Annotated in this window: 9 protein-coding genes and 2 pseudogenes; 4 read left to right on the forward strand and 7 right to left on the reverse strand. The window is 41.4% G+C overall.

Annotation, left to right across the window (positions count from 1 at the left end):
- Positions 1–2: 2 nt before the first annotated feature.
- A complete protein-coding gene (locus tag AC0KVP_RS10225) occupies positions 3–1,376 on the reverse strand; it encodes a diaminobutyrate--2-oxoglutarate transaminase (RefSeq protein WP_004693606.1) in 1,374 nt (457 codons plus the stop codon).
- A gap of 471 nt (positions 1,377–1,847) precedes the next feature.
- Between AC0KVP_RS10225 and AC0KVP_RS10230 the strand changes: the two genes are divergently transcribed.
- The 3 genes and pseudogenes from AC0KVP_RS10230 (at position 1,848) to AC0KVP_RS10240 (ending at position 5,687) form a co-directional block, all read left to right on the forward strand.
- Positions 1,848–2,549 (forward strand): SIMPL domain-containing protein, encoded by a 702-nt coding sequence (locus AC0KVP_RS10230; protein WP_004693610.1) that lies wholly within the window; start codon positions 1,848–1,850, stop codon positions 2,547–2,549.
- A 192-nt stretch (positions 2,550–2,741) separates the two neighbouring features.
- Positions 2,742–4,962 (forward strand): annotated as a pseudogene (locus AC0KVP_RS10235) (TonB-dependent receptor family protein).
- Positions 4,963–5,090: 128 nt separating this feature from the next.
- Positions 5,091–5,687 (forward strand): phosphatase PAP2 family protein, encoded by a 597-nt coding sequence (locus tag AC0KVP_RS10240; RefSeq protein ID WP_473336469.1) that lies wholly within the window; start codon positions 5,091–5,093, stop codon positions 5,685–5,687.
- Between the two features lie 57 nt (positions 5,688–5,744).
- Here the strand turns inward: AC0KVP_RS10240 and proB are convergent, their stop codons facing one another.
- The 3 genes from proB to AC0KVP_RS10255 all read right to left on the reverse strand — a co-directional run bounded on the left by proB (position 5,745) and on the right by AC0KVP_RS10255 (position 8,899).
- Complete coding sequence (gene proB, locus AC0KVP_RS10245; RefSeq protein WP_348923797.1) at positions 5,745–6,878, reverse strand: glutamate 5-kinase; 1,134 nt, start codon at positions 6,876–6,878, stop codon at positions 5,745–5,747.
- 26 nt (positions 6,879–6,904) lie between these two features.
- Entirely contained in the window at positions 6,905–8,116 is a 1,212-nt protein-coding gene (cgtA, locus tag AC0KVP_RS10250) for an Obg family GTPase CgtA (RefSeq protein ID WP_473336472.1), read from the reverse strand.
- Positions 8,117–8,518: 402 nt separating this feature from the next.
- Entirely contained in the window at positions 8,519–8,899 is a 381-nt protein-coding gene (locus AC0KVP_RS10255) for a winged helix-turn-helix transcriptional regulator (protein ID WP_473340490.1), read from the reverse strand.
- Between the two features lie 112 nt (positions 8,900–9,011).
- Between AC0KVP_RS10255 and AC0KVP_RS10260 the strand changes: the two genes are divergently transcribed.
- Complete coding sequence (locus AC0KVP_RS10260) at positions 9,012–9,863, forward strand: SDR family oxidoreductase (protein ID WP_473336474.1); 852 nt, start codon at positions 9,012–9,014, stop codon at positions 9,861–9,863.
- Between the two features lie 52 nt (positions 9,864–9,915).
- Here the strand turns inward: AC0KVP_RS10260 and AC0KVP_RS10265 are convergent.
- The 3 genes and pseudogenes from AC0KVP_RS10265 to AC0KVP_RS10275 form a co-directional block, all read right to left on the reverse strand.
- A pseudogene (locus tag AC0KVP_RS10265) lies at positions 9,916–10,595 on the reverse strand (hypothetical protein).
- Positions 10,596–10,603: 8 nt separating this feature from the next.
- Positions 10,604–11,320 (reverse strand): MFS transporter, encoded by a 717-nt coding sequence (locus AC0KVP_RS10270; protein WP_473336476.1) that lies wholly within the window; start codon positions 11,318–11,320, stop codon positions 10,604–10,606.
- Positions 11,321–11,608: 288 nt separating this feature from the next.
- Positions 11,609–13,066 carry a glyceraldehyde-3-phosphate dehydrogenase gene (locus AC0KVP_RS10275; RefSeq protein ID WP_004980374.1) on the reverse strand — a complete coding sequence of 486 codons (1,458 nt, stop codon included), beginning with the start codon at positions 13,064–13,066 and terminating at the stop codon, positions 11,609–11,611.
- Positions 13,067–13,155: the final 89 nt, after the last annotated feature.

Below are 13,155 nucleotides of genomic sequence, written 5' to 3' on the forward strand. Positions count from 1 at the left end.
GATTACGCGCCTCGAGTTGCAACAAGTGCTTCAGCAATTGCTTTCTTGAAGCGAGAAACCGCTTCAACACATTCATCATGAGTGATGATAAGTGGGCAAAGTAAACGAATGACTGTACCATTACGGCCACCTTTTTCTAACAACAATTTGTTGTTAAAGCATGCCGCTTGAATCGCTGCTGCCAATTGACCATCTGCAGGTAAAGACCCCATATGATCTGCTGGTTTACGCTCATCAACAATTTCAACACCAATCATCAAACCACGGCCACGCACGTTACCGATACATGGGAACTCTTGAGCAAGCTTTTTAAATTCAGCTTGTAAGAAATCACCACGTTCTTGTGCATTTTGCGCAAGGTTTTGTTCTTTGATGGTTTTGATCGTTGCAAGACCAGTACCCATTGCCAATTGGTTACCACGGAAAGTACCCGTGTGACCTGCTGGCTGCCAAGCATCAAACTTACGTTTAATACCCAACACAGCAAGCGGTAAGCTACCACCAACGGCTTTAGACATCACCACTACGTCAGGTTCAATACCCGCATGTTCAAATGCGAACATTTTGCCTGAACGTGCAAAGCCTGCTTGAACTTCGTCAAGAATCAACACAATGTTGTGTTTTTCAGTCACTTCGCGGATTTTTTTCAACCATTTGGTTGGCGCTGTTACCACACCGCCTTCACCTTGAATTGCTTCAAGAATGACAGCAGCTGGCTTGGTTACACCACTTTCAACATCTTCAATGAAGTTTTCAAAGAAATATGTCAAAGCATCCACACCCGCTTCACCACCTAAACCAAGTGGGCAACGGTATTCATGCGGATACGGCATAAATTGAACGCCTGGCATTAAACCATTTACAGCATTTTTCGCAGACAGGTTACCTGTCATTGCAAGAGCGCCGTGCGTCATACCATGGTAACCACCAGAGAAACTAATCACTGTGCTACGACCGGTATACGTCTTCGCTAATTTAATTGCTGCTTCCGTGCCATCTGCACCAGATGGACCACAGAACTGTAAACAATACTCTTCCTTACCGCCTGGTAATTGTTCAAGTAATGCTTCAGTAAATGCATCTTTTAAAGGTGTCGTTAAATCCAAAGTATGTAAAGGAAGACCACTTGCAAGTGTATCTTGAATACTTTGAATTACCGCAGGATGATTATGGCCCAAAGCCAATGTTCCTGCCCCAGCTAAACAATCGAGGTACTCTGTACCTTCAACATCAGTAACCCAGCAGCCTAATGCTTTGGCTATCGCTAACGGTAATTTCCGTGGATAGCTACGAACATTGGATTCCATCTGACTTTGGCGAGTCAAATAGTATTCGTTAGTAGTATTAGTGGCAGGGTTTACAGAAGAAACGCTCATATCGAATTACCATCTCTGATATGGGTTGAAAGAAATAAGTCGGGTGACTTTTGGTCCTTTGACTCGGCGCTTTATAAATCTAGTCAGATGAGTTTGGATACTTCATAACTAGGAGGCGGATGATACAGAAATTTTCAATAAAATAAACAGCTTTTGGACATTATCTGCCAGAAATTTACTAAAAAAATATATCATGCCAAACCATAGCTTAAATTATCCTCTTATAGTGTGACAACGTAAAGAAAAGACGATGAATTTATTTATTTTTCAACTTCGGCACAAAATTTCAAAATACTCACCTTGGTTAAAAAATAAGTTTTTGAAATAAATCACTTTATCTAGGTTTTTATGAAAAATATTTTGTACCTTTTTTTACAATCGAACCACAATATTTTCGCAAATTCACCACAAATTAGCTTTAAGCTTTTTACAAATGTTGCAAAACTCCTCCTAAATAAAAAAGGAATAAAAATGCGTCAATTCTTCATCCCAGCAATCGCTCTTAGTGCTTTATTTAGCTCAGCAGTTTTTGCTCAGTCTGAGAACCAATTAAACTACAATATTGTCAATGTTCAGGCCGAGGCAACACGCCAAGTATCCAATGATTTAATGAATGCAACACTTTACATTGAACGTAGTAACAAACAACCTGCCGAACTCGCAACACAAATTACGCAGCTCATGAATCAAGCCACAGCTTTAGCACGTAAATATCCAAGCGTAAAAGTCGAAACAGGTTCTCAAACCACCTACCCAATTTACAACGATGACAACCAAAAGTTAAAAGAATGGCGTGGTCGTGCTGAAATTAATTTAGAAAGTACCGATTTTAAAGCAGCGAGCCAATTGATTGGTGAGCTACAGCAAAACTTCCAAACGCAGTCAATTGGCTTTAGTGTGTCCGACACACAACGTAAGAAAGTGGAAAATGAGCTGATTGTAGAAGCATCGAAAAACTTTCAACAGCGTGCGCAATCATTAGCACAAGCATGGAGTAAGTCAGGTTATAACTTGGTTAACTTAAACATTAATACCAGCAACTACTACCCTCGCCCAGTCATGATGCGTGCAGAAAGTGCAAAATTTGCAGCAGCTGATGCGCCAATGCAAGATGTAGCTGGCGGTGAATCTAAAATCACTGTGAATGCAAATGGTACTGTTCAACTTAAATAACAGATTTCATTCAAATTCATCTAAAAAGCCACGTTAAACGTGGCTTTTTTATTGTGTGTCCATCAAGAAAACTTTAATTCGCCTATTAATTTTAGTGTTTTAATTGCAATAAGTGATAATGGTTATTATTTGATTTCAACAAAGTTCAGCATATGATAGCCGCGCTCTTTATTATGGATTGCGCGCAAAAGAATGATTTCATCACGTCTTCATCTGCAGGATCGCAGATTATTCAAAGCCAAACAACTCAGTATTGCGATTGGACTTTCTATGAGCTGCTTGACCTATGCACAAGCGGAGGAACTCACTGAAGCAACGAGCAACAATGTGCTTCCGACCATCAAACTTGAAGCACAAGGCAACTGGTTAGAAGATGCCAATGCAGAGAAAGTGCAAAAGCATGCAGGCGCTCGTACGATTATTAATCGCAATCGCTTAGATGAAGTTGCTGCGACTTCAATTAAAGATGCCCTGAAGCAAGTGCCTGGTGTTCAAGTCCAAGAAAATAATGGTACTGGTGGCAGTGATGTTTCACTCAATATTGGGGTCCGTGGTTTAGCCTCTCGTTTATCTCCTCGCTCTACAGTACTGCTTGATTGGTATCCCGCTATCATTTGCGCCTTATGGACAGCCTCAGCTTTCTCTAGCACCAGTATCATTAGGCAATATTGAATCTGTAGATGTGGTTCGTGGTGCAGGCTCTGTACGTTTTGGGCCGCAGAACGTTGGCGGTATCATTAACTTTGCAACTCGTGCGATTCCTCAAGAGTTTGCAGGTAATGTCAGCCTAACGACCGAATATGCTTCGGGTACAGATCAAGTTAAATACAGCCCGAACCTATTTGTAGGCGGAACCTTAGATAATGGTTTAGGCCTTGCTCTGCTTTATTCAGGCACAAAGGGTGATGGCTACCGTGAAGCCAATAATAAAACTGACATTGACGATGTCATGTTAAAAACGGCCTATCAAATTACAGATGCTGATGCGATTGCCTTAAACCTACATCACTATGAAGGTTATGGTGAAATGCCTGAAGGCTTAACTGCCGAAAAATATGTACAAAACCCTTATCAGTCAAATAAGTCACGTAATTATTTCTCTGGTCGCCGCTCAGATGTGTCATTCCGCTATACACATCAAGATGAAAAAAACAACTTTGAATTGCCGACCTATTATATTGACTCATTTCGCACGAGCGACTTAGAGACAGATGTTAGTGCGACCACTTCGCGTATGGATACCTCTCCACGCGACTATAAAGTTTTTGCCATTGAACCGCGCTGGTCTCGTGCATACCAATTAGGTAACTCAAATAGCGAATTTACTATCGGCTATCGTTATTTAGATGAAGATAGTTCTGAGTTCTCAGGTCGCTCATCTACATATGCATTGAATGCACCTGTGACCGAAATTAAAGCACGTACCACGAGTGAAGGTGGCACTAAAGCACATGCGATTTATGCAGATAACCGCTTCGATTTAGGGAACTGGGTCATCACACCGGGACTACGTTTTGAATCTATTGAAACGCATAACAATTTTACTGCCTATAACCAAGGCGTAGCAGTTAATACCGTTTCACCAAAAATTGATTCAGATGAGTTTTTACCCAGCCTATCGGTCATGTATAAAGCGACAGACAATTGGAACATTTTTGCCAATGCGGGCGTTTCATTCGGCCCACAGCAATATAACCAGTTAGCGACTACAAATTCTACTACAGGTTTAGCAATTTCCACATTAGACGGTCTTGCACCAGAAAAATCCAATAACTATGAGATCGGCACCAAATATCTAGGCAATGGCTTAAATGCTGAATTAACCGCATTCTATTTAGACTTTGAGAAAGAACTCACTTTAGAACGTGATGCACTACAAAATGGTTATTGGACGAATTTAGGCGCAACCAGTCACAAAGGTGTTGAACTCGGTCTAGCTTATGACTTTGCTTATTTGAGCGATGCACTTGAGGGCTTAAAACTCTATAGCAACTACACCTTCACCAAAGCTGTGGCTGAAGCAGGTGAATTCGAAGGTAAGGATCTTCCTTTCTATTCGCGTCACACAGCAAATGTGGGGTTAGGCTATAAAGTGAATCAATGGACTGTCAATGCAGATATGTTTGCGCAATCTAAGCAGCATTCTCCGAATGATCCAGATAAAAATCTGCCTGCAGGATATTACCAAACTCATGAAACAGCTGATGGTAAATATGGAAATATTCCAGGTTATTCCACTTTTGCCATGCGTACAGCCTATGATTTTGGTGAGCAATTTTACGGTTTAAAAATTGCGGGTGGCGTTAAAAACGTGTTTGATAAACAATATTTCACACGTTCTACTGACTCAACAGGCGGAAAATATGTAGGGCAACCACGTACCTTCTACCTTCAAACGTCATTTGATTTCTAAAACTGAAAGCTAATTAGTTCAACTACATTGAACTGTTAAAAAAGACTACATTTTTGTGGTCTTTTTTATTTTAACAATATGACAAAATTATGACTCTCTTCCGTACTTGATAAACACAATCCACTTTCATGACTCTTTCAGAACTTAATTTATCGCTTTTTTCATGGATTAATGCTTCTCCTGAAGCCAGTAATACCAGCATTAATTTTGGCATATTCATCGCCAATGACCTGCTCTATTGTATGATTTTACTGTTTGCTTGGTTTTGGCTACGTGGTAACTATGACACTAAAAAACAGATATTGAAGGCGTTTATTTTTACCAGTATCGCCATTTTGATCAGCCAATGTATTTCTCATGTGTATTATCACCCACGGCCTTTCGTCATGGAGGTCGGACGCACTCTCATTTACCATGCACCCAATGGCTCTTTCCCAAGTGACCATATGTTGATTTTTAGCAGTATCGCCTTTTCTTATCTATTCTCTGCACAGCGTAAACTGGGAGTCTTTCTCTTGATCATGGCTTGGCTGGTTGCATGGTCGCGTGTCTATCTTGGTGTGCACTTCCCTTTAGATATGCTCGGCGCTTTTCTATTGGCTTTTGCCTTAAACTTCTTTGGATTAAAGCTTTGGAATCTCTATAAAGAGAAAATCATGCAATGGGCACTCACCATTCACTTTTACTTATTTAAGCCCCTCATTCAAAAAGGCTATATCAAATAACTTTTGCTTTAAAACAAAAAATCCCGCTCGAAAGCGGGATTTTTTAATGCGTTTAAATTAGTAGATTGCCATGTGGTTGCGATGGATCATCTCAAGTGAACGTGCTTCACCTAGAACTTGGTGAACTTTATCCGACGCCAAGCCCTTTACCAGCTCCGCTGAGCGCGAACTAAAGTTGACACGCCCGACCGCAACACGGCCACCTTGAATATCAACACATTCAACCACGTCACCGCGTTCAAAATGCCCTTCCACAGCTTTCACACCAACTGGAAGTAAACTACGATGATTGTCTTTAATGGCTTTAATAGCACCATCATCCAACACTAAACGACCTGCAGTTTGTAAGTGAGCCGCTAACCACTGTTGATGAGCGGTAATGCGGTCATTGTCAGTAATAAACAATGTCCCCAGCATTTCACCATCCATCAAACGTGCAAGCACATTGTCACTTTCACCACTGGCAATCAGCGTTGGACAGCCAGACTTTGCAGCTAAGCGTGCGGCACGGACTTTGGTCAACATACCACCACGACCAAACTTACCGCCACCGCCAGCCATATCAAATAAACTCTCATCTAGAGCACGCACGGTATGGAACAGTTTTGCATCTGGATTTGAACGTGGGTCTGAGTCGAACATACCCTGCTGGTCTGTCAAAATAATTAACAAATCAGCATGGACTTGACCTGCAACCATTGCGGCCAGCGTATCATTGTCACCAAAGCGAATTTCATCGGTCGAAACAGTGTCATTCTCGTTGATTACAGGAATGACATGCCATTCAATCAAGTTCTGTAAAGCATCACATGAGTTCAAATAACGACGACGGTCTGCCAAGTCATCATGGGTTAATAACACTTGCGCAGTCTGAATGTGATGTTTTTCAAGCACACTTGACCATGTATGAATAAGGCCCATCTGACCAATGGCGGCACACGCCTGAAGACTGGGTAGATCGGTGGGTCGGCTGTCTAGCTTCATACGAACCATACCTTCAGCCACAGCTCCTGACGACACCAGAATAATCTCATGTCCTGCATTGTGTAGATCTGCAATTTGTTTCGCCCAATGCGAAATTGCATCTATATCTAAACCTTGCCCATTTGCTGTGAGTAAAGATGATCCGATTTTAACAACGATTCGTTTACAAGCTTCGAGCTTACGTTGCCCATCTACCACTTCTATCATCTTGTCCTCAGTTACTCATTATGAGCTTAACGTACGTAAAACACTTGCATTTCGCCGTCATCTTCATCATCGTCTTCATCATCAGCCAACAGACCTGCAAGACGTTGTTGGCGACGCATTTCACGATATGCTTCTTTAGCGGCAATCGTTTGTTCGCGTGTTTCAGCTTCAAGCTGCTCACGGAATGCTTTCACTTCTGCTGCATAGTCAGGATCTTCAAGCTCACGTTCACGTTGTTGCTCAATTTGATCCATCAGGTAATACACAACTGGTTTTGTCCCTTCAGACATCAAACCTGAAGTTTTAAATACAGGACCATCCCACTGCATTTCATCTAAGATATGCTGACACCATTCATCACGCGTATCTTCTGAAAGTTGGTCAACTTTGTTTAACACTAGAACGATAGGTAACTTTGAAAGAGTCGGAGAGAATTTCTCTAACTCAGCCAAGATTGCTTTTGCATTGTATGCAGGATCAGAACCATCAATCGGCTGAACATCCACAATGTGAAGTAAAATACGCGTACGCGCCAAGTGCTTTAAGAAACGAATACCAAGACCTGCACCCTCAGAAGCCCCTTCGATCAAGCCAGGAATATCCGCCATTACAAATGAACGGTGACTGTCTGCATCAACCACACCAAGGTTTGGAACCATCGTAGTAAACGGATAGTCTGCAACCTTAGGTTTTGCTGCTGATACGGCACGAATAAACGTCGATTTACCTGCGTTTGGCATACCCAGTAAGCCAACATCGGCCAGTACTTTTAGCTCTAAGCGAATTTCACGGAATTCGCCTTTAAAACCGTGGGTACACTTACGTGGCGAACGGTTCGTCGATGATTTGAAGTGAGTATTACCCAAACCGCCATCACCACCCGCTGCAACAAGCACACGCTGACCACTTTCAACCAAGTCGCCAATAATATCACCTGAGTCAGTATCAACAATGGTTGTACCTACAGGAACCTTTAATACGGTGTCTTCACCACCACGGCCTGCGCAGTTCGCGCCACGACCATTTTTAGCTCGTTCCGCACGGAAACGGCGAGTATAACGGAAGTCTACAAGGGTACTGGTATTATCATCAGCTTCGATAAATACGCTACCACCACGACCACCATCACCACCGTCTGGACCACCAAAAGGTACGAATTTTTCACGGCGAAAACTGGCTACGCCATTGCCACCGTCGCCAGCCTCTACGGTAATGACTGCTTCATCAACAAAGCGCATGCTGCCAATCCTCTAAATACTTTAAAACCGCATATTCTGCCATATTTTACAAAATTTCTCGAATAGAATTATTCAGCGAAACATGAAATTTAGTCACAAAAATACCAAAATCTAACTTTTCGACACTTTTCACCTGATTTTATTCATTTTTTAATTTAAATGTGCTGACCATTTAGTCGCTAGATCGCTCTTCGACTCATTTTATTCAATCCTACTCAACTTTTACTTTCAAAAAGGATTTTCACATCAAAATAGCGCACTAAAAGAATAGCTTGTTTGATAACAAGACTTTTCACACCCTGAAATTTGAATAAGCTCTAAATCACTTCAGCACGCATGAGGAATTCACTCTTAAAATGCAATTAGGAATTATCACAACCAATCCACAATACTTGTCATCTTTTATTTTAAAGCTGCCACTCGTTCTTTGCTTTCTATAATTTCAGGCAAACTTTTTTCAATCCAACCAATCAAATACATGGTTTTCTCAGCAGCTTGTGAACCCAAAATCGTCAATTGGTACTCTACTTTAGGCGGCACCACAGGATAAACCGTCCGTAGAATAAAGCCATCATGTTCAAGAGTTTTGAGCGTCTGAGAAAGCATTTTCTCACTCACTCCCTCTATACGCTGCTTAAGCTCACTAAAACGATGTACGCCATCAGTTAAACAGCGCAACACCAGTACCGACCATTTACTCGTAAGATGCTCCAAAATTTCACGAGATGGACACTCCGTGGATAAAACTTGACCTAACAATTTGCTTGTCGCATAGGTGTGCATCATTTCTCTCCATTTCGTTTATTACTTACTTTTTAGTATGTACTTACATTTAGTAAGTTAACAGATTAAGATTCAACCATCAAGTATAGAAAACAACCAACTTAGGTAAATTATGAAAATTGCAACCACAGGCGCAACAGGACAACTCGGCAACCTCGTTATAGAGCAACTTTTGCAGTTAACTGCTGCCCAGAATATTGTTGCGCTGGTTCGTAATATAGATAAAGCTGAACATTTCAAAGCACAAGGTATTGAGTTGCGTGAGTTTGATTATGACCGCCCTGAAACATTAGTTCCTGCTCTATTAGGAGTAGATAAGTTATTACTGATTTCAGCCAATGAAATTGGTCGCCGTACACTTCAACACAAAGCAGTGATTGATGCTGCGAAAGTGGCAGGCGTACCTTATCTTGCTTATACCAGCTTACTTCGTGCAGATACTTCTCGACTCGGCTTAGCCCAAGAACACCGTGAAACAGAAAAACTGATTCAAGACAGTGGAATCACTTATACCTTCTTAAGAAATAACTGGTATAGCGAAAACCACCTTGCAGGTATTGCTCATACCATTCAAATTGGGATGCTTTTTGGCGCAGCTCAGGATGGCCGAATTAGCTCAGCATCGCGTATAGATTATGTTGAAACTGCAGCAAAAGTCTTAACCTCAACAGGTCATGAGAATAAGACCTATGAACTAGCAGGTTCAGAAAGTTTTACTAGAGCTGATTTGGCTCAATTCATCAGTCAGGCAACTCATAAGCCAGTTATCTATCAAAATTTGTCTGCCGATGACCTGCGTCAATGCTTAATTCAAGCCAGCCTCCCATCACACTTGATTGATGTGATTGTGGATGCAGATGTGCAGACCCCCAAAGGCGCGATGTACAGCAACAGTAAAGACCTAGAACAATTGATTGGACACAAGACCACCAGCATTCAAGATTCGATCAAAGCCGCACTTTAAGCCACTCACTTAATCTTCACATTCAAACACCACCAATGATTGGTGGTGTTTTTTATGGATGAATGTTCTTCACGGGTAGTGTCATATTCATCTTCAAATTCGCAGTCGTAGTCCGTTCCGTGTTATACATGGTCGCATTGAAGCTTGCTATTTTGCGCATAGTCATTGGGTCATTCAAATTTAACTGTGGTGCAAACTGATACAATACATGCAGTCGCACTTGCCCATCAAACTCAAAATAGGCCAAGCCATTAAACATAATTTTGATCGGGAGCTGATAGTCTTGCTTTAAGTGAAATGGCACAGCCAGCTCAATTGGAATATCTAAAGTGAGTGGAAACTTAGGCAACAGTTTATTCTGATAAATTAGATCTGTAGTTGTCTCCAACGGCATGTTCTCATCAATAAGTACCTCGGTTTGATAATCAACAGATACTGAAACGGGTACTTCTACTTCAAACTCTAAATTTGCCAAATATTTCCCAGTCAAAGGTAGGTCGATTTTCTGATCGATTTTCAGTTGCGTATCCAAAATCCCAACGGATTGGGTTTCTAAATAATTACCCACTTGGATTTTTGTCGGTAAGGAGTCTGATAGTTGAATTTGGGCTTCACTCGCAGACACTTGCATACTGCTTGAATATTCAGGTACAACCAAAACAGCGCACCCACTAAAATTACAACGCACACAAAACTCAATACAAGCCGCTTCGCAGACTGGAATATCCACATACTCCCTCCTATGGCTTCACGTGTTCTTGAGGTAGAGGTTTTTCACGCAGTAATTGCAAGCTATTCAGTGGAATTTTCAACTCACCCTGCTTGATTTCAATTGGTAATGTATTTTGTACATCCACCGACGCTTCCAATGTCGTTTTAATTGGAACGTTTAAATGTCCCTGTATGGGAATATTGGTTTTAACCACTGTATTGACTGGAATATGCAGGTTTTCTTTCAGTACAGTTTTCACAGGCGCATCAAATTTGAGGTGTACTTGCTGTTCAAGTGGCACATCGATATGAATCGGCACATCCAGTTGAATGGGAATATTTCCTTTTAAAGGCAAAGTCACATCTCGCCCCATGACTTTCACCTGTACCTTGGTATCCACAGGCATGCTCTGATTAATTTTTAAGGTTTCACGCACTGGAATGGTGGTTTTAATCGGAACCTGATTATCAAAATACACTCGTGGAGTCAGAGTTTGGGTCAGGGGAATATTCAGGTTTTCACGAATCGGAATTTCTGCATTGACCCGCCCTGTCACATCCACCTCTAAGGCATCATGAATTTTAACCTCGGCTTGTAAAGGCTCTTGCAGATCAATACTAACTTTTTGATTTTCTAAGGGAATATAAATATTAAAGTGTTTAAACGTCCAAATAGCGATAAATACACCACATACAGATGCCAACACAATGAATGCCAATCCACTTAGCACATGCTTAACTTGCAAATTCAAATTCCTTTTGTTTTATTTTCTTTTATCTGACAAATATCATCCTTTTGTCAGCTTAGAAAGTCATTGGGGACGGTATACCAACCAGACTCTTTAATTTTTATCGTCCTATTTTACACAGTACATTTTGATTATTCTAAGTAAATTAGTAGGGATTAAACATTGGCAACTCTTAGCACTCAAGCGAATACTTATGTCACCCCAATGCCCCTAATCAGCTTTAACACATACAACAGCGTAAAAAAAAGAGCCTCAATTGAGGCTCTTTTTAGTCGCTATTACAAATTATGCATTTGTTTCAGCTGGAATTTTTGGATAGCTTACGCCGCCCATTTGCTCTGCAATACGTAACACTTGGCAGCTATAACCTACTTCATTATCGTACCAAACATAAGCAGTTAAACGGTTACCCGAAGTGATTGTTGCTTGCGCATCAAATACACCTGCTGTACGCGAACCAATAAAGTCAGATGATACAACTTCAGTCGAGTTGGTATAACCGATCTGACCTTGAAGGCTAGAGCTGATTGAGATTTTACGAATGTATTCGTTCACTTCATCACGATCAACTTCTTTATCTAAAGTTAAGTTCAAAATCGCAAGTGAAACGTTTGGTGTTGGAACACGTACAGAGTTACCTGTCAGTTTACCTTGAAGTGCTGGAAGTGCTTTAGCAACCGCTTTAGCCGCACCTGTTTCAGTAATCACCATGTTCAACGTTGCAGCTCGACCACGACGGTCTGCTTTATGGTAGTTGTCGATTAAGTTCTGGTCGTTTGTAAACGAGTGAACTGTTTCAACATGACCATTCAACACTGTGTATTTGTCATGCAAAACTTTAAGTGTTGGTGTAATTGCGTTGGTTGTACAGCTTGCAGCAGAGATAATGGTATCTTCATCAAGAATGTCAGCTTGGTTCACACCAAACACTACGTTCTTCATGTCGCCTTTACCTGGTGCAGTCAAGATCACACGTGCAGCGCCTGGGCACTTCAGGTGTTGAGCAAGACCTTCCGCATCACGCCATTTACCCGTGTTGTCGATCACTAATGCATTGCTAATACCATAATCGGTATAATCAACTTCAGTTGGGTTCGACGCATAAATCACTTTGATGAATTGACCGTTTGCAATGATTGCTTCGTTTTCTTCATCAACAGAAATCGTACCAGAGAATGGACCATGGATTGAGTCACGGCGTAATAAAGACGCACGTTTTTCCAAATCACCATCAGATGATTTACGAACCACAATCGCTTTTAGGTTCAAGCCACGGCCAAGACCAGACTGACCAATCATTAAACGTGCAAGAATACGACCGATACGACCAAAACCGTAAAGGACAACGTCACGACCTTCTACTGAAGTCGCACGACCTTCTACAGATTTAACAGCGGCTGCAACAAATGCATCAACATCGCCACCTTGCTCTTTAAATGCAACGGCTAATTTGCCTAGATCAATTTCAGCAGTACCTATATTTTCAATTTTAGCCAACGCTTCAAGAATTGGGAACGTGTGTACAACTGAAAGCTCAACGTCCATCATACGAGTGAAACGGTGCGCTTTTAAAATTTGGATAACTGAACGGTTAACTAAAGAACGTCCAAACACTGAAACCACAATATTTTTTTCACGGTAAAGCTGACCGATCAAAGCGATCATTTGTTCCGCGATTTCTTCACGGTTTTTCCAGCGACCTTGGTGTTCTGCGTGTAGGGCGATGATAGTCTCTTTGCTCACAGATACGTCCTCTAATTAATTTAATCTAAGCGTAAATTTTAAAACCCAACAATTGTAAAGGATTTAGCGCCAAGTTTGAATCGAAAGCT

It is taken from the genome of Acinetobacter sp. DL27 (assembly GCF_055810995.1).